This is a genomic window from Blastococcus sp. SYSU D00669 (genome assembly GCF_054050715.1).
Map to the genome: position 1 here is coordinate 123,721 of NZ_JBJGZV010000009.1, position 19,264 is coordinate 142,984.

Below are 19,264 nucleotides of genomic sequence, written 5' to 3' on the forward strand. Positions count from 1 at the left end.
CCGTGCGCGTCACGCCGACGGATCCACTCCGGCCCTGACCAGGTCGGCCGCGCCCACCAGCCCCGCCTGCGGCCCCAGCTCGGCGGCGACCACCCGCGGCCCGGGACGGAAGCCGCGGCCGGGCAGCGCCCGCTCCAGGCGGTGGCGCGCCGGGGCGAGGACCAGCTCCCCCAGCTTGCTCACGCCGCCGCCGATGACCACGACCTCCGGGTCGAGCACGGCGGCGAGGTCGGCGATGCCCTGCCCGAGCCAGGTGCCGACCTCGGTGACCAGCTCCAGCGCCAGCGGGTCGCCGTCGGCGGCGGCCGCGGCGACGTGCTCGCCGGTCAGCGCGGCGGCGACGCCGTCCACCCGCTCCAGCAGCCGGCCCGCGGCGGCCGGGGACGACGCGGCGACCTCCCGCGCCGTCTGGCCCAGGGCGGTGCCGCTGGCGTACTGCTCCCAGCAGCCGCGGTTCCCGCACGCGCACAGCCGCCCGTCGGGGACCACGCGCATGTGCCCCCACTCGCCGGCCACCCCGTGCGAGCCGCGCTGCAGCCGGCCGTCCATCACGATGCCGCCGCCGATGCCGGTACCCAGCGTGATCATCAACGCCAGGTCCGCGCCGCGGGCGGCGCCGTAGCGGTACTCGGCCCAGGCCGCGGCGTCGGCGTCGTTGCCCACCCACAGCGGCAGCCGCAGCCGGGCGGCGAGGTCCTGGCGCAGGCTGGAGTGCCGCCAGGCCAGGTGCGGGCTGAACAGCACGGTGTCGCCGGTGCGGTCGAACCAACCGGCCGCGCCGACGCCCACCCCGACGACCGGCCCCTCGGCCCGCCCCAGCAGGTCGGCGACCACGCCGGCGATCGCGTCCTCGGTCTCGGTCACCGAGGCGCCGGGCGTCGCCCGCCGGGCGGTGTCGAGCACCCGCCCGTCCGGCGCGACCAGGCCGCCGGCCACCTTGGTGCCACCGATGTCGACGCCGACCGCGGGCTGCTGCGCGGCCGGGATCACGCGATCTCGATCCGCTGCACCTCGGGCGCGGGATCGCTGTGCGGGGGCTCGTCCTCGTGGCCGGGCGGCTCCTGCGCCGGGGTCTCGCCGGAGAACGAGCGCAGCGCCGCCGACGCCGTGGCGAGCACGTCGTTGAGCGCGGCCGTCACCTCGGGCCGGTCGCCGCGCAGCACGGCCAGCACCTGGCAGTGGGGGCACCACTTGCACTCGCCGGTGGCGGGGTCGTGCTCGGCCGTCTCGGTCTGCGCCGCCTCCTTCACGGCCTCCAGCAGGCGGTGGGCCTGCTCGGCCCAGTCGGCACCGGTCGTCATGGGGAACTCTCCTCGGCGGGAAGCAGATCGGCCGGCCAGAGCCGGGGATCCGGGGCAAAGGTGACCTCGAGGCGCGCCTGCGCGGTGCCCGGGTCGGCCAGCCGGCCGCCGGTCACCGCGCAGCGGCGCAGCAGGGCGTCCAGGCGGACCGAGCGGCGGACGCCGGCCGCGGTGACGACCAGGTCGTCGGCCCAGCGGGTCAGCTCCACCCTGTCGCGCTCGGCGAAGGGCAGCGGCAGCACCAGCCGCCACGTCCCGTCCAGCCGCTCGGGAGCGGGCGCCGGCAGCGGGGCCGCGTCGGGCAGCTCGAGCGCGTCCAGCAGCGGGCCCAGCCCGTCGACCTCCGCCGGCGTCGAGGCCGACTCGGGCACCCGGCGCAGCGGCGCGATCGCGGCGAGGTCGGCGAGCACCGCCTCCTGCTCGGCGAGCCGGCCGGCCCACCACTCCCCCGGGCCCCCGGGCAGCTCCCGGGCGACGACCGCCGCCGGCCGCTGGCCGAGCAGACCGAGCGTCGTGGCCGCGGAGCGCAGCGCGCGCACGGCCGCCGGCCGGCCGGTGGCGGTGAGGACGACGGAGGTGGCGGCGGGGTCGGCCGGGCGGACCCGGGCGAGCAGCTGCTCGACGGCCGGGACGGCGGAGAGCACGGCGTCGACCGGCCCCGACCGGGCGGCACCGGAGCGGACGGCGGCGGTGCGGATGGCGGCCAGCGCCCGGATCCGCGGCGGCAGCGCGACGTCGAGCCACCAGCGCAGCGTGGTGGGCAGCGCGACCAGCGCGGTCCCGGCCTCCAGCGGGCCGGCGTCGAGGACGACGACGTCGGCGTCGGCGCGGTCGAGGGCGGCGAGCACGGCCAGCTCCGCGGCCCCGGGCGGCGGGACGACCGAGCTGGCCGGCGGCAGGTCCACCTGCGGCACGAGCGCCGCGAGGGTGGCGGCGTGCGTCCGCCAGGCCTGCTCGGCGGCGGCCTGCGCGTCGACGACGGCCAGCTCCAGCCCGGCGACCGCGGCCAGCCCGGCCACCGGCGGCGCCTGGCGGGTCACCAGCAGCGTGCGGGCACCGCCGCGGGCGGCCCGCACGGCCGCGGCCGCGGCCGTCGTCGACGTCCCGGCGCCGCCCGGCCCGGTGAACAGCAGCGTGCGCATCGGCCCGCCGGTCAGCTCTCCACGCGCTTCTTGAGCTCCTTGAGCGCCGTGTCGAGGATGACCTTCTCGGCCTTGCGCTTGATCATCCCGAGCATCGGGATCGAGAGGTCGATGGTGATCGAGTAGGTGACCTCGGTGGCGCCGTCCTTCTCCACCAGCGTGTAGGAGCCGTCCTGGCGCTTCTGCATCTGCCCCTTGACCAGCGTCCAGGAGACCTGGCGGTCGCCGTCCCAGGTGTAGTCGAGGACGTAGTCGTCCTTCACCGCGCCGGCGTCGAGCACGAAGTGCACGCGGCGGGCCCGGCCGTCGGGGCCGTCCTCGACCACCTCCACCTTCTTGGCGGCGGCGACCCACTGCGGGTAGGCGGGGAAGTCGGCGATGACCGCCATGACGTCGGCCGCGGGCGCATCGACGACGATCGACTGGGTGGACTGGTCGGCCATGGAGGGCAGGCTAACCGCTCGGCGGGCGCTGCACGGGGGCGGTGGGGACCCCTCTGCCACGCACGGGTGGGTCCCCCCGGCTACTCACGAGTAGGACGCTCGGGGACTTTGCAGTTAGATTGATCGTGACCCGTACTCGGATCCGCGGGCGACGGCGCCCGATGGAGGGTCCGGGAGGAGAGGACCAGGCGTGCGCGAGTTCAGCGTCCCCGCGACCACCGAGGTCGGCCGCGGCGAGGCCATCCCCGACCTGCTGGCCGCCAACGTCGCCGAGCACGGCGACGAGGTCGGGTACCGCGTCCACCGCGACGGCCAGTGGCGCGACGTCACCTGGAAGCAGTTCGCCGACCAGGTCGCCGGCGTGGCCAAGGGCCTCATCGCCGCGGGCGTCGGCCCCGGCGACCGGGTCGCGCTGCAGGCGCGCACCCGCTACGAGTGGACCGTCTGCGACTTCGGCATCTGGGCCGCCGGCGCCGTCACCGTGCCGGTGTACGAGACCTCCAGCGCCGACCAGGTGGCCTGGATCCTGACCGACTCCGCCGCGAAGGCCGCGATCGTCGAGCGGGCCGAGCACGCCGAGACCATGGAGTCGGTGCGCGACCAGGCCCCGGAGCTCGGCCCGGTGTGGGTCATGGACGACGACGTGGTCGGCACGCTGACCGCGGCCGGCGGGGACGTCCCCGACAGCGAGCTCGAGGCCCGCCGGGCGACGCTCGGCGCCGACAGCCTGGCCACGCTGATCTACACGAGCGGCACCACCGGCCGGCCCAAGGGCTGCGAGCTGACCCACGGCAACTTCCTCTTCGAGATCAACAACGGCATGACGCTGCTCGGCCGGTTCCTGTCGGTCGAGGGCTCGCTGCTGCTGTTCATCCCGCTGGCCCACGTCCTCGCCCGGGTGCTGCAGGTCGGCGCCGTGAAGACCCGCACCGTCGTCGGGCACACCCCCGAGGTGAAGAACCTCGTCGAGGACCTCGGCGAGTTCAAGCCGACGTTCGTCCTCGCCGTCCCGCGGGTGTTCGAGAAGGTCTTCAACCAGGCCAAGGCGAAGGCCGACGCCGGCGGCAAGGGCAAGATCTTCGACAAGGCCGCCCAGGTGGCCATCGACTGGTCGCGGGCGCAGGACAACGGCGGCCCCGGCCTGGCCCTGCGCGCCCAGCACGCGCTGTTCGACAAGCTGGTCTACGGCAAGCTGCGCGCCGCGCTCGGCGGCCGCTGCATCGGCGCGGTGTCCGGCGGCGCCCCGCTCGGCGAGCGGCTCGGCCACTTCTACCGGGGCGTCGGCGTCACGGTGTACGAGGGCTACGGGCTCACCGAGACCACCGCGGCCGCCTCGGTCAACCACGACGAGGCCTTCCGGATCGGCACCGTGGGCCGCCCGCTGCCCGGCGTCTCCGCCGCCATCGCCGAGGACGGCGAGATCCTCATCAAGGGCGGCATCGTGATGCGCGGCTACTGGCAGAACGAGCAGGCCACCAAGGAGGCCATCGACGACGACGGCTGGTTCCACACCGGCGACCTCGGCGAGATCGACGGCGACGGCTTCCTCAAGATCACCGGCCGCAAGAAGGAGATCCTGGTGACCGCGGGCGGCAAGAACGTCGCCCCCGCCGTCCTCGAGGACCGCCTCCGCGCGCACGCGCTGGTCAGCCAGTGCATCGTCGTCGGCGACCAGCGGCCGTTCATCGCCGCGCTCATCACCCTCGACGAGGAGGCCCTGCCGGCCTGGCTCGAGCAGCGCGGCAAGCCGAAGGACACCACCGTCGAGCAGCTGCGCGACGACGAGGACCTGATCAAGGAGCTCGACGCCGCGGTGGCCGAGGCCAACAAGGCCGTCTCCAACGCCGAGGCGATCAAGAAGTACCGCGTGCTCGGCTCGGACTTCACGGAGGAGAACGGCATGCTGACGCCGAGCCTGAAGCTCAAGCGCGCCGTCGTCCTCAAGGAGCACGGCGCCGAGGTCGAGGCGCTCTACTCCCGCTGACCGGCGAGCAGCCGCTCGAAGGTGGCGGCGATGTGCGCCCACGACCAGCGCTGCTCGACCCACGCCCGGCCGGCCGCGCCCATCGCCGCGGCCTTCGCCGGGTCGTCGAGCAGCCCGCTGATCGCCGTCGCCACCGCCGCCGGTGAGCGCGGTTCGACCACGTGCCCGGTGACGCCGTCCTGGACGGCCTCCGGGGCGCCGCCGGAGGTGCCGGCCACCACCGGCCGGCCGCAGGCCGCCGCCTCGAGGAACACCATGCCCAGCCCCTCGACGTCGAGCCCGCCGCGGCGGGTCCGGCACGGCATGGCGAACACGTCCCCGGCGGCGTAGTGGGCCGGCAGCTCCTCCGGCGGCACGGGCCCGGTGAGGACGACGGACCCCTCGAGCCCGGCGGCCGTGACCGCCCGGCGCAGGCTCCTCTCCAGCGGCCCGCCGCCCACCAGCAGCAACCGGGCGCCGGGATGCCGGGCCAGCACGCGCGGCCACGCCCGCACCAGCACGTCCTGGCCCTTGCGGGCGACCAGCCGGGACACGCACACCACGACCGGCGCCTCCCCCAGCCCGTGCCGGCGGCGGACGGCCGCGCCGTCGGCGTCCGGGGTGAAGTGGTCGACGTCGACGCCGGGTGAGAGCTGGGCCAGCGCGGTGCGGTCGCCCAGCGCGGGCGCCAGCCGGCCGCGGGTGTACTCGCTGATGTAGGTCAGCAGGTCCAGCCCGCCGGCGATGCGCTGCATGAGCTGCCGGGAGCCGGGCAGCGCCACCCAGCCGGTCTCGTGGCCGTGCGTGGCGCCGACCAGGCGCCGGACGCCGGCCGCGCGCAGGCCAGGGGCGAGCAGCCCCAGCGGGGCGGCCGCGCCGAAGAAGACGGTGTCGCAGCCGTGCGCGCGCACGAGCCCGGCCGCCGCCCGTGCGGTCCCCGGCGTGGGCAGCAGCATCGACGTCGGCCGCCGGACCACCGGGTAGGGCAGCCCGGCGTCGTAGGCCTCCCACCCCGGCGACCGCGACGCCAGGACGGCGAGGGACCCCGGGTCCGTGCGGGCCAGCAGCGCGGCGACGAAGGTCTGGATGCCGCCCTGGCGCGGCGGGAAGTCGTTGGTGACGACCAGGGTCTTGGGGCTCGTCACGGCCGGTCCAGCTCCGCCCAGTCGCGCGCCAGGGCCACCCGCTGGGAGGAGGTGGGGTGGCTGCCGAAGAACCACTGCCAGGCGGCCGGGGGGTCGGGCTGCGCGAGGTTGCGCGTGGCCAGCCGCTGCTGCATGGACACGAAGGCGTCCGGGTCCCGGGTGAGGTCGAGGGCGTGCACGTCGGCGCGCGCCTCCACGTGCCGCGACACCAGGTTCTGCACCGGGGTGGCCAGCAGCGTGCCGGCCGCGACCAGGAGCAGCGCCAGCGGGACCACCCGCGGATCGCCCGGCCCGTCGGCCCCGGCCCGGCGCAGCAGCGGCGACCAGGTCAGCAGCCAGCCGAACAGGGCGACGCCGGCCGCGGCGCCGAGCGCCCCCATCAGCGTGCCGGTGAGGACGTCGTCGGTGGCGACGTGGCCGAGCTCGTGGGCGACGATCGACTCGATCTCGTCGTCGGGCAGCGTCCGGAGCGTCGTGTCGTAGAGGACGACGCGGCGGGTCGAGCCGAAGCCCGAGACGTAGGCGTTGAGCGCCGTCGTGCGCCGCGAGGCGTCGGAGACGAGCACGTCCTCGATCGGCGTGCCGTTCTCCTCGGCCAGGGCGAACAGGTCGGTGCGCAGCTGGCCGGCCGGCAGGGACTCGAAGCGGTTGAACGCCGGCTCGATGACGACCGGGTAGAGGAACGAGCCGACGACCACGAGCACCGCCGCGCCGGCGGCGGCCCACGCCCACCAGAACCGCGGCACCCGGCGGGCGAGCACCACCAGGGCCAGGACGCCGAGCGCGGTCAGGCCGGCGTCGATGGCGGTGGACACCGCGACGTCGCGGAGGAACAGCGGCCAGCTGCGGGTGGACAGCCCGTACCGGTGGCGGACCACCTCCCCATACACCGCGAGCGGCAGGGTGACCAGCCGGCCGATGACGCCCAGCGCGAGCGTGCCGAGGAGGACCTGCCAGACCCAGCCGCCGCCGAGCGGGGCGGCGACGGCGCGCACGAGGCGGGCGCCCAGCCGGGTGAGGCCGAGGGCGGCGGTGACGGCCAGGCCGAGGACCAGGTTGGCCAGCGAGGCCGGCCGGATCGCCGCGGCGAAGGAGTCGGCGCGGGCGACGACGTCGGCCGGGAGCCCGGCGGTGGGGTCGACCGGCGGCGAGCCGCCGGGCGGCGTGGGCAGCACGGTCCAGGGGGTCCGCAGGACCACCACGAGGACGAACGCGGCGCCGAGGAGCACCGCCGCGACCAGTGCGGCGCGGCGGACGGTCACCCGGCCCACCTTAGGAGAAGGACCCCCCTGCCCCCCGCCGCTCGCACGCTCGCGGCGGGCCCCTGCAGGGGGCCTTTTCCGATCAGGCGATGCGGCGGGCGCTGTTGAAGCCCGGCATCGAACCGACGCTGACCACCTTCACCGGCTGGCCGGACGTGGACGCGTGCACCATCTGGCCGTTGCCGATGTACATCGCCACGTGGCTGACCGGGCTGTAGAAGAAGATCAGGTCGCCCGGCTGCAGGGCGTCGCGGGACACCGGGGTGCCCATCCGCGACTGCATGCTGCTCGAGTGCGGCAGGCTGATGCCGGCCGCGGCGTAGGCGTACTGCGTGAGGCCGGAGCAGTCGAAGCTGTTCGGCCCACCGGCACCCCAGACGTAGGGGTCGCCCACCTGCGCCAGTGCCGTGCTGACCGCGGTCTGCGCGGCGGCGCTGCCACCGGCGGCCGGGGCGGCGGCCGGCGCGACGGCCGGCGCCGCGAGGGACTCGCTCCCGTGCGCGGCGGCGACCTGCTGCTGCTGGGCAGCGGTCAGCTGGTCGTACTGCTCCTGGTAGTCGGCGATGTCCGCCTGGAGCTCGGCCTCCTGGGCCTCGATGGCGTCCAGCGTCTGCTGGGCCTCCGCGGCGGCCGCGTCGGCCTCGCCGCGGGCGTCCTCGGCCGCGGCGGCCGCCTCGGCCACCTCCTCGATCGCCTCGGTGGTGTGGCCGGCGATCGCCTCGAGCGTGCCGAGCTGGGTGAGGAAGTCCTCGGCGGAGTCGCTGGTCAGCATCACGTCCAGCGCGCGCAGGTTCTGGTCGCCGCCGGTGTAGGCGCTGTGGGCGAGCTGGCGGATCTGCCCGTCGAGCGAGTCGAGCTGCTGCTGCGCCGCGGCGGCGTCGGCCTCGGCCGCGGTGACGGCGGCCTGCTGCAGCGCGAGCTCCTCGCGGGCGGTGTTGACCTGCTCCTGGACGACCTCGAGCTGGTGGCTGGCCTCGGCGACGAGCTGGGCGGCCTGCTCGGGGGATGTCGCGCGGCCGGGCTCGGCGGCGGCCGTGCCGGGCAGCAGCGTGACGGTCAGCGCCGCGGTCACGCCCAGCAGCAGCCCGGAACGGAGCCAGGCGGAGGGGCGGGTGCGGGTGGTGCGGTGTCGTTCGGAGGGTGCGTGGGCATGCCCCAGGGCAGGGCGAGACGTCGCCACGTTCGGCGGCTCTCCTTCTTCCTCAGCTGACCGCCTACCGAGTTAGCTGACGGGTTCGGGCTGGGAAGAAAAGGTGCCCTATCTCGGTGCCCCGGCGAGCCGGCGCACGTGAGAACTCACCCCAGTACTGCGGTGGGTCCCCGGTTCACCTCGGACACCTGGCGGTGCCGTCGGCGATTCGGCGGTGTCCGTCCGAGGCCGCCCCGGTGGGCGACGACCGCTCGGTCGAACGCAGCGACCATACGGGCGTGATGCAGTTGTGACAAACGGGGCCCCCTGGGGTTGTCGTGATCGTCACTGCGAGCAGCATCACGGCCGCGCGCCGTGATCGCCCCACGTGGCGCCGGGGGCACCGGGTCTCAGCCGGTCCGGCGGCCGTCCTCGCCGCCGGACGTGCCCGGGGAGTGGCGCAGCGGGGGCACCAGCCCGACCTCGGCCAGGGCGCGCACCGCGCGCCGCTCGACGTCGTCGAACTCCACGACCACGCCCGGGGGTGGCACGACGGCGTCCTCGGCCGTCCGGGCCGGCTCGGTGCGGGCGGGAGCGCGGTCGGGCAGCGCGACGACCACCGGGTCGTCGGTCTGCCACCCGGGGGGCGCGCCCAGCAGCACGGTGACGACACAGTCGGCGCAGCCCGTCCCGCGGGAGGTGCAGGTGTCGCAGTCGATGAGCATCGGTGTGTTCTCCTCCGTGAGTCGTCCGCACGGTAGGAGCGGCCACCGACAGTTCCGGGCCGCGAGGGTTGACAGGCGGGCGGTCAGGTGCCTGCGTACTCCCAGTGCCACGGCTCCTCGCGCCCGTTGCCCGGGTCGGCCCAGGTCGGGTGCAGCCAGCCGAAGCGGCCGGCGTTGGCCACCATCCAGGCGTACTGCGGCGTGCCGAAGGACTCGATGCCGCCGCACAGGTCCACGGCCAGTCCCCAGCCGTGGTTGCTGGTGCCGGGCACCGCGGCCAGCGCGGGCTTCTGCCCGTACAGGCGCACCTGGCTGGCGTAGGTGCGGTAGGAGTCGGTGATGCAGATCGGCGTGCCGAAGGTCCCGGCGAAGGCCGTCGACATGGCCTTCCACGCGGCGGCGGCGTCGCAGCGCAGCGAGTGGCCGCCGACCCCGATCGGGCACAGCGCGCTGGGCGGGATCAGCCCGTTGGGGTAGCCGCCCCACGACCGGGCGCCGTCGTAGCTGGGCGGGTAGACGGTGTTGCCGCACTCCACCTGCAGCGCGCCGTCCGTCGGCCCGGGGGCCGCGACCGGTGCGCGCTGGCCGAGGCTGGGCCGGCCGATGCCGATCACCTGGTCGGTCGGCAGCCGGCGGACGACGACGGCGCCGGCCCGCGCGTCGGCCGCCAGCATCGTCTGCGGGTCGAGGGCGATGCCGACGTGCCCGAGCCCCGACTCGGGCGTGCCGAGGAACACCAGGTCGCCGGGGAGGACGTCGCGGGCGTCGACCGGCGTGGTCCCGGCGAACAGCCCCGCCTGGTCGCCCGGTAGCTGGAGACCGGCCGCCCCGAACACCGACTGCACCAGCGAGCCGCAGGCCCACGAGTCCGGGCCCGCGGTGCCCGGCGCGTAGGGCAGGCCCAGCTGGTCCATGGCCGCCGAGACGGCGGCGAGGGTCTCGGCGGGCAGGACGAGCAGCGAGGTCGGCTGGCCCGGCCGCTGCGCCGCGCCGGCCTGCGCGCCACCCGCGGCCGAGGCGACCGGGACCAGCCCCGCGGGCAGCGCCGCGGCCGGGTCGAGCAGCTCGGCGGCGGGCGGCGGCACGACCCCGGCGGCGGCGAGCTGACCGACGTAGACCCGCCAGTTGGCCGCCGTTCGCGAGTTGACCTCCAGCTGCTCCCGCTGCAGCTGGGTGAGCTGGTCGTCGACGACGTCGAGCGCCCGGTCGAGCTCCTCGGTGACCGCGGCGGCCTGCGCCTCCAGCTCCTGGATCTGCAGCTGCACCTGGTCGGCCCGCTCCTGCGCGGCGTGCAGTGCCGCCTGCGCCGCGGCCTGGTCGGCCAGCGCGGCCTGCCGCTGCTGCTCGGCGGCGGCGAGCAGCTCGGCGGTGTAGGCGTCGACCGCCTCGAGGTAGCCCATGGCGGCGACGATGTCGCCGGGGTCGCCACCGGTCAGCAGCACCGTGAGCGGGGTCAGGGAGCCGCCGTCGCGGTAGGCCGCGGCCGCGTACCGCGCCACCACCGCCTGCCGCTCGGCGAGCACGCCCTCGGTGTCGGCGAGCGCGGCCTGGGCGGCGTCGACCTGCTGCTGGGCGAGGGCGAGCTCCTCGCGCGCGGCCGCGATCTCCGCCTGCCGCTGCTGCAGCCCGGACTGCACCTCGGCGGCGCGCTGCTGGAGGCTGTCCAGCGCCGAGCTGTCGAGGACGCCGGAGGTGCCGCCCGGCTGGTCGCTCGGCGCGGCGGCGGCCGGGGTCGCGACGGCGACCGCGGCGGCCACGACGACGACCGGGAGGAACGCCGTCCACCGGCGTCGGGCGCGCCACCGGGAGCGCGGGAGCATGCAACCACCTCTGCGGGACGGGGCCGCTGCGCCCCTACGACGGAATCGTGACCTGGTGACTCCCTCCTCGCCATGTGAGCAGCCGTTTTACCCCTCCCGGGCGACCCGTGGGCGGCTCCGGCGCCCGCCGTCGCCGAACGGTGCCCGGCCTCCCGGGCCCGGCGCGCGTCCCCGGGACTGTCGGCCCCCCGACCTACCGTCCGCCCCGTGCCCCCCTCCCCCGGTCCCCTTCCCGCTCCCCGGGCCGGCTCCCGCGTCTTCGACCCGCCGGGCTACGTGCAGGCGACGATCGACGAGCTCGGCACGCCGCTGTCCGAGGTGACCTTCGTCGTCGTCGACCTCGAGACCACCGGCGGCTCGCCCAAGGACAGCGCCATCACCGAGATTGGCGCGGTCAAGGTCCGCGGCGGCGAGGTGCTCGGCGAGTTCCAGACGCTCGTCGACCCGGGCACCGCGATCCCGCCCTACATCAGCGTCCTCACCGGCATCACCTCGGCGATGGTGGCCACGGCCCCGCGGATCGGCGCCGTCCTGCCCGCCTTCCTCGAGTTCGCGCGCGGCGCGGTGCTGGTGGCGCACAACGCGCCGTTCGACATCGGCTTCCTCAAGGCCGCCTGCGCCGAGAACGGCTTCGCCTGGCCCCCGGCCGCGTCGGTCGACACCGCCGTCCTGGCCCGGCGGCTGCTCACCAGCGACGAGGTGCCCAACTGCAAGCTGGCCACCCTGGCCCCGTACTTCGCCACCACGACCCAGCCGTGCCACCGCGCGCTGGCCGACGCGCGGGCCACCGTCGACGTCCTGCACGGGCTCTTCGAGCGGCTCGGCCCGCTGGGCATCACGTCGCTGGAGGAGCTGACCTCGCTCACCCGGCAGATCGACCCCGAGCGGCGGCGCAAGCGGCACCTGGCCGAGGACGTCCCGCACGGTCCGGGCGTCTACGTCTTCCGCGGCCCGCGCGACGAGCCGCTCTACGTCGGGACGTCGAACGACCTGCGCAGCCGCGTCCGCAGCTACTTCTCCGCCAGCGAGCAGCGCAGCCGCATCACCGAGATGATCGGGCTGGCCAAGCGGGTCGAGGCGCTGTCCTGCGCGCACGACCTGGAGGCCGCGGTCCGCGAGCTGCGGCTGATCGCCGAGCACAAGCCCCGCTACAACCGCCGGTCCCGCTTCCCCGAGCGCGCGCTGTGGCTGCGGCTGACCGAGGAACCCTTCCCGCGGCTCTCCGTCGTCCGCCGGGTCCGCCCGGGCGCCGGGGTCTTCCTCGGGCCGTTCCCCGACCGCCGGGCGGCCGACGCCGCGGCCGCCGCGGTGCACGAGGCGCTGCCGCTGCGCCAGTGCACCACCCGCCTCTCGCCGCGGACGCACACCACCGCCTGCGCGCTGGCCGGCATGGGCCGCTGCGGGGCGCCGTGCACCGGCGCCCAGTCGGTCGAGGAGTACGCCGGCATCGCGGCGGTGTTCCGGTCCGCCGTCGCCTCCGACCCGCGCGAGATCGTCGCCCCCCTGCTGGCCCGGGTCGAGCGGCTCTCCGCCGAGGAGCGGTACGAGGACGCCGCCGTGCTGCGCGACCGCATCGCGGTGCTGGTGCGCGCCGTCCGCCGCCGCCAGCGGCTGGAGTCGCTGGCCCGCGTCCCCGAGCTCGTGCTCGCCCGCCCCGACGGCGACGGCGGCTGGCAGCTGTCCGTCGTCCGCCGCGGCCGGCTGGTCGCCGCGGGGAACGCGCCGCGGGGCACGACCGTGCGCGGCACGCTGGCCGGCCTGCTGGCCACCGCCGAGACCCCCGTCGGGCCCGAGGACGAGCCCGCCGCGTCCGTGGACGAGACCGAGCTGGTCATGCGCTGGATCGAGAAGCCGGGCACCCGGCTGGTGCAGGTGGAGGGGGTGCTCGCCTGCCCCGCGCCGGGCACCGGGCCGTACACCGGTTTCCTCGACCGGGTGGAGGCCGGCCGGGCCGAGCGCGACCCCTTCGCCGACTCCCGGTCGCTGGGCACGCGGGCCCGCCCGGACCGCGTGCGGCCGGAGGCCGCGCCGAACCGGCGACCCCGGCTAGGCTCCCCGGCGTGATCACCGCCATCGTGATGATCGACGCGGCCACCGACTCCATCGGCGAGGTGGCCCAGGCCGTCGCCGACCTCGAGGGCGTCAGCGAGGTCTACTCCGTCGCCGGCGACACCGACCTGATCGCGGTCGTCCGCGTGCGCGAGTTCGAGCAGATCGCCGAGGTGATCGCCGGGCGGATCAACAAGGTGCCCGGCGTGGTCGACACCGACACCCACATCGCCTTCCGGGCCTACTCGAAGCACGACCTCGAGTCGGCCTTCTCGATCGGCTTCGAGACCGCCGATTAACCGGCGGCGATCTCTCGGCTGACCGCCACCCACCGGTCGAGCAGCGCGGCCGCCCGGCCGTCGTCGACCGCCGCGGCCGCGGTCGCCATGCCGGCCGCCAGGGCGTCGTGCAGCCGCTCGGCCCGCGTGCCGTAGGCGGCCAGCGCCGCGGCGGCGTTGAGCAGGACGGCGTCGCGCACCGGCCCGCGCTCGCCGTCGACCAGCCGGCGGAAGACACCGGCGTTGAACCGCGGGTCGCCGCCGCGCAGCGCGTCCTCCGGCGGTGGCGCGATGCCCAGCGCCGACGGGTCCACGCGGTCGGGCTCGACCTCGCCGTCGCGCACGACCCAGGCCGAGGACGTCGTCGCCGTGGTCAGCTCGTCCAGCCCGTCGTCCCCCCGGAAGACCACCGCGCGGGTGCCCCGCCCGGCGAGCACCGCGGCGAGCACCGGTGCCATCCGCAGGTCCGCGCAGCCGATGGCCGCGGCCACCGGGCGGGCCGGGTTGGTGAGCGGGCCGAGGAAGTTGAAGACGGTGCCGATGCCCATCTCCCGCCGCGGCACGGCGGTGTGCCGGAACCCGGGGTGGAAGACCGGCGCGAAGAAGAACCCGATGCCGGCCCGCTGCACGCACCGCGCGACCCCGTCGGCGGGCAGGTCGATGGCGACGCCGAGGGCCTCGAGCACGTCGGCCGAGCCCGAGGACGACGAGGCCGCCCGGTTGCCGTGCTTGGCCACCGGGACGCCGGTGGCCGCGGTCACCACGGCCGCCATCGAGGAGATGTTGACCGTGTGCGCCCCGTCGCCGCCGGTGCCGACGACGTCGACGCTGTCCAGCGGCAGGTCGACCGGCGTCGCGCGGTCGCGCATGGTGTCGGCGAGGCCGGCGACCTCCTCGGGCGCCTCGCCCTTGGCCCGCAGCGCCACCACGAAGGCGGCGATCTGCGCCGGGCTGGCCTCGCCCGACATGATCTCGCCCATCGCCCAGGCGGTGTCGGCCGCGGTGAGGTCCTGCCGGGCCAGCAGCCGGGTCAGCAGCCCCGGCCAGGTCGGGGTGGTCACCGCCGCGTGGCGGGCGGCCGCGCGGCGTGCTCGCGGAGCAGCTCGGCCACCACGGCGGGCGCGGTCAGCGGGTCGACCGGGAGCGGAAGCGTGCCGTCGGCCATCGACCAGTGGGCCAGCCAGCGGTCGGGCTGGCGCGCGATGAGCACGCACAGCGCGGGGCTGTCGACCAGTTCCTCCTTGAGCTGGCGGGCCAGCGCGAGACCGCCGGTCGGCTGCGCCTCGCCGTCGAGGATGCAGAGGTCGATCCCGCCGAGGTCGACGGCCGTGACCACCTCGTCGCCGGTCACGCACTCGACCCAGGTGAGCGGGCCGACGTCGGCGGCCGGCCGGCGGCCGACGGCCGTGCGGACGGCCTCCCGCACCTCGGGACGGGAGCTGTACACCAGCACGGTTGCTTCGGTCACGCGCGCGAGCCTAGTGCCCGCGACCAGCGGTTCCCGCGAAGGCCGCGAGCGCCGGGTCTCGAGCAGGTCACGGTCACCGCCACGCCATCGCACCCGCGGTCGTGACCACCCTGTGCCGATGCCATGATGAGGCCGTGACAACGGCCCCCGTTGCGAGCAGCACCTTCGACACGTCGCGGGTGCACTCCCTGACCCGACCGAACATGGTCAGCGTCGGCACGATCATCTGGCTCTCCAGCGAGCTGATGTTCTTCGCCGGGTTGTTCGCCATGTACTTCACCGCGCGCGCCCGCGCGACCGAGGGGTGGCCGCCGGAGCCCACCGAGCTGAACCTGCCGTACGCGCTGGTCTTCACGATCATCCTGGTCGCGTCGTCGGTCACCTGCCAGCTCGGTGTGTTCGCGGCCGAGCAGGGCAACGTCTACGGCCTGCGCCGCTGGTTCACGATCACCTTCGTCATGGGCCTGGTCTTCGTGCTCGCCCAGGCGAACGAGTACCGCGTGCTCGTCACCGACCACGCCACGACGATCTCGTCCTCGACGTACGGCTCGGTCTTCTACCTGACCACCGGCTTCCACGCGCTGCACGTCATCGGTGGGCTGATCGCGTTCGTCTACCTGCTCATCCGGTCCACCATGGGCCGCTTCACGCCGGCGCAGGCGACCTCGGCGATCGTGGTCTCCTACTACTGGCACTTCGTCGACGTCGTGTGGGTCGGGCTCTTCGCCACGATCTACCTGATCCGCTAGGGAAACGGTGTCCACCACGAACCCGCAGTCCGACGCCCCGCGCGACGAGGAGTCCCCGGCCGGCGGCAGTCGCCGCCGCTCCGGTGGCGCGCCGGCCGACCGGGCCCGCGCCCGCCGCCGCTCCAAGGCGCGCCGCCGCGTGGCGAACGTCGCCGGCCTGATGGCCGCGCTGGTGCTCACCGGCGCCCTGTACTCGACCTTCGCCCCGGCCAACGCCGCCGACGACGGCGCCACCTCCGGGTCGGCCGCGGTCGAGGCCGGTCGCGAGCTGTACGAGACCAGCTGCATCACCTGCCACGGCGACAACCTCGAGGGCGTGCCCAACCGCGGCCCGTCGCTCATCGGCGTCGGCGAGGCGGCCGTCTACTTCCAGGTGCACACCGGCCGCATGCCGCTGGTGCGCAACGAGGCCGACGCGCAGAACAAGCCCCGGGTCTTCTCCGACGAGGAGATCGACCAGTTGATGGCCTACGTCCAGGCCAACGGCGGCGGCCCGACGCTCCCCTCCGGGGACCTGCGCGACGGCGACGTGGCCGTGGGTGGCGAGCTGTTCCGGCTGAACTGCTCCTCCTGCCACAACTTCGTCGGCCGCGGCGGCGCGCTCTCCTCCGGCAAGGCCGCTCCCAGCCTGGTCGACAGCACCGACCTCGAGATCTACACCGCGATGCTCACCGGCCCCGAGAACATGCCGGTGTTCGGGGACAACCAGCTGACCCCCGAGGAGAAGCGGTCGATCATCAACTACGTGCAGACGCTCAACGAGCAGTCCGACCCCGGTGGCGCCGGCGTGGGCCGGATCGGCCCGGTCGGTGAGGGTCTGGTGATCTGGGTCGTCGGCATCGGGGCGATGATGTTCGCGGTCTTCTGGATGGGGAGCAAGGCGTGAGTGCGCGCGAGGAGCGCCCGGGCAGCACCGGGGGCCAGGAGCACGGCGGGCTGGACGCCCAGTACAGCCGCGAGCGGCTGGCCACGATGAGCCGGGACGAGCTGGACGCCCTCGGCGCAGCCCAGGACGGCGTCGAGGTCCTGCACGTCGACCCGGGCCCCGAGCCCGGCTCGACGCTCGAGAAGCGGGCCGTCCGCCAGGTCGGCACGCTGTTCTTCCTCGCCGGCCTGCTGTCGTTCGGCTTCGTCGTCGTCTACGTGGGTTCGGGCTGGTTCCTGCCCGAGTGGAACTGGGCCGAGCACCCCGGCACGTGGAGCACCCTCTTCACCCCCCTCCTGGGGGCGACCCTCGGTCTGGCGCTCACGTTGGTGGGCATCGGCCTGGTCCTCTACACCAAGAAGCTGCTGCCGCACGAGACCGCGGTGCAGGTCAAGCACGACGCCGGCCACTTCGACCAGATGACGACGTCGGCGACGCTCGTCGGCTGGGGCCACCGCAGCGGCCTGGCCCGGCGCAAGCTGCTCACCCGCTCGCTGCTGTTCATGGGCGGCGGCGTCGGCCTGGCGCTCATCCTCCCGCTCGGCGGTCTGATCAAGGACCCGAACAAGGGCAACCCGCTGGGTACCACCCCGTGGGGCCGCGGGGTCCGGCTGGTCCGCGACGACGGCACCCCGATCCGGCCCGGCGACGCCGAGCCGGGCTCGCTGGAGACCGTCTTCCCGGCGGTCGAGGGCGGCAACCGGGCCAGCGACGCCGCGACCATGCTGTTCCGGCTGCGGCCGGAGCAGATGGCGGTCTACGAGGCGCGCCCCGGCCAGGAGGACTTCGGCTACGCCGACTACCTCGCGTTCTCCAAGATCTGCACGCACCTGGGCTGCCCGGTGTCGCTGTACGAGCAGGAGACCAGCCGGATCCTCTGCCCGTGCCACCAGTCGCAGTTCGACATCACGAAGGCGGCCAAGCCGGTCTTCGGGCCGGCCACGCGCTCGCTCCCCCAGCTGCCGATCACGGTCGACGACGAGGGCTACTTCGTCGCGCGCAGCGACTACCCTGAGCCCGTCGGGCCCAGCTACTGGAACCGGGAGAACTCCTGATGGCTCGCACCGCCACCGCGCCGGGAGTGCCGACCACGCGCCTCGGCAAGGCCGCCGTCGAGCTCGACGAGCGCTTCGTCGCGGCCAACTGGTTCCGGCGGACCCTGAACAAGGTCTACCCCGACCACTGGTCTTTCCTGCTGGGCGAGATCGCGCTCTACTCGTTCGTCGTCCTGCTGCTGTCGGGCACCTACCTGACGTTCTTCTTCGACGCCTCGATGCGTGAGGTCGTCTACGACGGCTCGTACGCGCCGCTGCGCGGCATCGCGATGTCGGCGGCCTACGACTCGACCCTGGACCTCTCGTTCGACGTCCGCGGCGGCCTGTTCATGCGGCAGCTGCACCACTGGGCGGCGCTGCTGTTCGTCGCCTCGATCGTGGTGCACCTGCTCCGCATCTTCTTCACCGGTGCCTTCCGCCGGCCGCGCGAGACGAACTGGCTGATCGGCGTCGGCCTGCTGGTGCTCGCGCTGCTCGAGGGCTTCGCCGGCTACACCATCCCCGACGACCTGCTCTCCGGCACGGGCCTGCGGATCGCCTCGGCGATCATGCTCGCCATCCCGGTCGTGGGTACGTGGGTGTACTTCGCGGTGTTCGGCGGCGACTACCCGGGCGAGTTGATCGTCGGACGGCTCTACGTCATCCACGTGCTGCTCTTCCCCGGGATCATCCTGGCGCTGATCACGGTGCACCTGCTGCTGCTGATCAAGCAGAAGCACACCCAGTTCCCCGGCCCGGGCCGGACCGAGCACAACGTCGTCGGCAACCGGTTCTTCCCGGTCTTCGCGGCGAAGTCCGGCGGCCTGTTCTTCGTGGTGTTCGGCGTCTGCGCCGCCCTCGGCGGTCTGGTGCAGATCAACCCGATCTGGCTGTGGGGTCCGTACAACCCGGCGCAGGTGTCGGCCGCGTCCCAGCCCGACTGGTACATCGGCTTCCTCGACGGCTCGACCCGGTTGTGGCCGGCGTGGGACATCGTCCTGCCCGGCGGCTACACCATCCCGGCACCGATCTGGCCGACGCTGGTGCTGCCCGGGATCATGTTCACGCTCCTGGCGCTGTACCCGATCATCGAGCGCAAGCTGACCCGGGACACCGCCTCGCACCACCTGCTCCAGCGGCCGCGGGACGTCCCCGTCCGGACCTCGCTGGGCATGATGGCCCTCACCTTCTACGTGGTGCTGCTCATCTCGGGCGGCAACGACGTCATCGCCGACAAGTTCGACATCAGCCTGAACGCGATGACGTGGTTCGGCCGGATCGGCATGGTGGTCCTCCCGCCGCTGGCGTACGTGATCACCTACCGCATCTGCCTGGGCCTGCAGCAGCACGACCGCGAGGTGCTCGAGCACGGCATCGAGACCGGCGTCATCCGGCGGCTGCCCCACGGTGAGTTCATCGAGGTGCACCAGCCGCTCGGCGCGGTCGACGAGCACGGTCACGGTGCGCTGGCCTACGGCGGCGCTCCGGTCCCCAAGCGGATGAACCAGGTCGGCGGTGCCCGGCGCGCGATCCGCGGGTTCTTCAGCCCGATCGAGTCGCCGACCGCGGTCGAGGCCGAGCAGCGGGCGGAGGGCCGCGGGCTGTCCGCGGCGGAGCCCGGCCGCGAGCTCACCACCAGCGGCCGCCCGTCCGAGGGTGGCCGGCCCTCCGACGGCGGACGGCCGCAGGAGCCGCGCGACTAGGCGAGGTCGATCGCAGCAGGGCCCCGGCGCACGCATTGCGCCGGGGCCCTGCTGCTTCTCCGCCCCCCTCCGCCGTGTCCCGCTCCGGCGGAGTGCGCTGCGGCGGCCCCGGTGATGTGCGCCGAAGC

Annotated in this window: 18 protein-coding genes and 1 riboswitch; of the genes, 7 read left to right on the forward strand and 11 right to left on the reverse strand. The window is 74.9% G+C overall.

The window, feature by feature from the left end; all coding sequences use genetic code 11:
- Nucleotides 1–9: 9 nt before the first annotated feature.
- Genes ACI8AF_RS08980 through ACI8AF_RS08995 form a run of 4 tightly spaced genes read right to left on the reverse strand, consistent with a single transcriptional unit; the run spans nt 10 to nt 2,886 of the window.
- The gene (locus tag ACI8AF_RS08980) at nt 10–990 is read right to left on the reverse strand and encodes an ROK family glucokinase (protein ID WP_456539348.1); all 981 of its coding nucleotides are present in this window, start codon (nt 988–990) and stop codon (nt 10–12) included.
- Complete coding sequence (locus ACI8AF_RS08985; protein WP_456539349.1) at nt 987–1,301, reverse strand: hypothetical protein; 315 nt, start codon at nt 1,299–1,301, stop codon at nt 987–989. Before ACI8AF_RS08985 ends, ACI8AF_RS08980 begins: the two co-directional genes overlap by 4 nt.
- Entirely contained in the window at nt 1,298–2,443 is a 1,146-nt protein-coding gene (locus ACI8AF_RS08990; protein ID WP_456539350.1) for an ArsA-related P-loop ATPase, read from the reverse strand. Before ACI8AF_RS08990 ends, ACI8AF_RS08985 begins: the two co-directional genes overlap by 4 nt.
- An 11-nt stretch (nt 2,444–2,454) precedes the next feature.
- A complete protein-coding gene (locus tag ACI8AF_RS08995) occupies nt 2,455–2,886 on the reverse strand; it encodes an SRPBCC family protein (protein WP_456539351.1) in 432 nt (143 codons plus the stop codon).
- 190 nt (nt 2,887–3,076) lie between these two features.
- Between ACI8AF_RS08995 and ACI8AF_RS09000 the strand changes: the two genes are divergently transcribed.
- Nucleotides 3,077–4,870, forward strand: a complete 1,794-nt coding sequence (locus ACI8AF_RS09000) for an AMP-dependent synthetase/ligase (protein WP_456539352.1) — start codon at nt 3,077–3,079, stop codon at nt 4,868–4,870.
- Here the strand turns inward: ACI8AF_RS09000 and ACI8AF_RS09005 are convergent.
- The 5 genes from ACI8AF_RS09005 to ACI8AF_RS09025 all read right to left on the reverse strand — a co-directional run bounded on the left by ACI8AF_RS09005 (nt 4,858) and on the right by ACI8AF_RS09025 (nt 10,930).
- Complete coding sequence (locus ACI8AF_RS09005) at nt 4,858–5,994, reverse strand: glycosyltransferase family 4 protein (RefSeq protein ID WP_456539353.1); 1,137 nt, start codon at nt 5,992–5,994, stop codon at nt 4,858–4,860. The genes ACI8AF_RS09000 and ACI8AF_RS09005 overlap by 13 nt on opposite strands.
- Entirely contained in the window at nt 5,991–7,256 is a 1,266-nt protein-coding gene (locus ACI8AF_RS09010) for a M48 family metallopeptidase (RefSeq protein ID WP_456539354.1), read from the reverse strand. The genes ACI8AF_RS09005 and ACI8AF_RS09010 overlap by 4 nt, the downstream gene beginning before the upstream one ends.
- An 82-nt stretch (nt 7,257–7,338) precedes the next feature.
- Entirely contained in the window at nt 7,339–8,328 is a 990-nt protein-coding gene (locus ACI8AF_RS09015; protein ID WP_456539355.1) for an NlpC/P60 family protein, read from the reverse strand.
- 124 nt (nt 8,329–8,452) lie between these two features.
- A riboswitch (cyclic di-AMP (ydaO/yuaA leader) is annotated at nt 8,453–8,630 on the reverse strand.
- A 165-nt stretch (nt 8,631–8,795) separates the two neighbouring features.
- Nucleotides 8,796–9,110, reverse strand: a complete 315-nt coding sequence (locus ACI8AF_RS09020) for a hypothetical protein (protein WP_456539356.1) — start codon at nt 9,108–9,110, stop codon at nt 8,796–8,798.
- 83 nt (nt 9,111–9,193) lie between these two features.
- Nucleotides 9,194–10,930: a D-alanyl-D-alanine carboxypeptidase family protein gene (locus ACI8AF_RS09025; RefSeq protein ID WP_456539357.1), complete on the reverse strand. Its 1,737-nt coding sequence runs from the start codon at nt 10,928–10,930 to the stop codon at nt 9,194–9,196.
- A 207-nt stretch (nt 10,931–11,137) separates the two neighbouring features.
- On the opposite strand from ACI8AF_RS09025, the gene ACI8AF_RS09030 reads away from it, so the two are divergent.
- The gene (locus tag ACI8AF_RS09030) at nt 11,138–12,994 is read left to right on the forward strand and encodes a DEDD exonuclease domain-containing protein (protein WP_456539358.1); all 1,857 of its coding nucleotides are present in this window, start codon (nt 11,138–11,140) and stop codon (nt 12,992–12,994) included.
- The gene (locus ACI8AF_RS09035) at nt 12,991–13,278 is read left to right on the forward strand and encodes an Lrp/AsnC family transcriptional regulator (RefSeq protein WP_456539359.1); all 288 of its coding nucleotides are present in this window, start codon (nt 12,991–12,993) and stop codon (nt 13,276–13,278) included. Before ACI8AF_RS09030 ends, ACI8AF_RS09035 begins: the two co-directional genes overlap by 4 nt.
- Here the strand turns inward: ACI8AF_RS09035 and trpD are convergent.
- The gene (gene trpD, locus ACI8AF_RS09040) at nt 13,275–14,318 is read right to left on the reverse strand and encodes an anthranilate phosphoribosyltransferase (protein ID WP_456539360.1); all 1,044 of its coding nucleotides are present in this window, start codon (nt 14,316–14,318) and stop codon (nt 13,275–13,277) included. The genes ACI8AF_RS09035 and trpD overlap by 4 nt on opposite strands.
- Entirely contained in the window at nt 14,315–14,725 is a 411-nt protein-coding gene (locus ACI8AF_RS09045) for a hypothetical protein (protein ID WP_456539361.1), read from the reverse strand. Before ACI8AF_RS09045 ends, trpD begins: the two co-directional genes overlap by 4 nt.
- Nucleotides 14,726–14,859: 134 nt before the next feature.
- Here ACI8AF_RS09045 and ctaE point away from each other — a divergent pair, with 134 nt between their 5' ends.
- Genes ctaE through qcrB form a run of 4 tightly spaced genes read left to right on the forward strand, consistent with a single transcriptional unit; the run spans nt 14,860 to nt 19,136 of the window.
- Nucleotides 14,860–15,474 (forward strand): aa3-type cytochrome oxidase subunit III, encoded by a 615-nt coding sequence (gene ctaE / locus ACI8AF_RS09050; protein WP_456539362.1) that lies wholly within the window; start codon nt 14,860–14,862, stop codon nt 15,472–15,474.
- 7 nt (nt 15,475–15,481) lie between these two features.
- Nucleotides 15,482–16,360, forward strand: coding sequence for a cytochrome bc1 complex diheme cytochrome c subunit (qcrC, locus tag ACI8AF_RS09055; protein WP_456539363.1), 879 nt, complete (start codon nt 15,482–15,484; stop codon nt 16,358–16,360).
- Nucleotides 16,357–17,454, forward strand: coding sequence for a cytochrome bc1 complex Rieske iron-sulfur subunit (qcrA, locus tag ACI8AF_RS09060; RefSeq protein WP_456539364.1), 1,098 nt, complete (start codon nt 16,357–16,359; stop codon nt 17,452–17,454). The genes qcrC and qcrA overlap by 4 nt, the downstream gene beginning before the upstream one ends.
- Nucleotides 17,454–19,136: a cytochrome bc1 complex cytochrome b subunit gene (gene qcrB, locus ACI8AF_RS09065; RefSeq protein ID WP_456539365.1), complete on the forward strand. Its 1,683-nt coding sequence runs from the start codon at nt 17,454–17,456 to the stop codon at nt 19,134–19,136. The genes qcrA and qcrB overlap by 1 nt, the downstream gene beginning before the upstream one ends.
- Nucleotides 19,137–19,264 lie beyond the last annotated feature (128 nt).

Coding starts and splice junctions, on each gene's coding strand:
- ACI8AF_RS08985 (WP_456539349.1), bottom strand. CDS start 1,301: ATGACGACCGGTGCCGACTGGGCCGAGCAGGCCCACCGCCTGCTGGAG.
- ACI8AF_RS08990 (WP_456539350.1), bottom strand. CDS start 2,443: ATGCGCACGCTGCTGTTCACCGGGCCGGGCGGCGCCGGGACGTCGACG.
- ACI8AF_RS08995 (WP_456539351.1), bottom strand. CDS start 2,886: ATGGCCGACCAGTCCACCCAGTCGATCGTCGTCGATGCGCCCGCGGCC.
- ACI8AF_RS09020 (WP_456539356.1), bottom strand. CDS start 9,110: ATGCTCATCGACTGCGACACCTGCACCTCCCGCGGGACGGGCTGCGCC.
- ACI8AF_RS09025 (WP_456539357.1), bottom strand. CDS start 10,930: ATGCTCCCGCGCTCCCGGTGGCGCGCCCGACGCCGGTGGACGGCGTTC.
- qcrB (WP_456539365.1), top strand. CDS start 17,454: ATGGCTCGCACCGCCACCGCGCCGGGAGTGCCGACCACGCGCCTCGGC.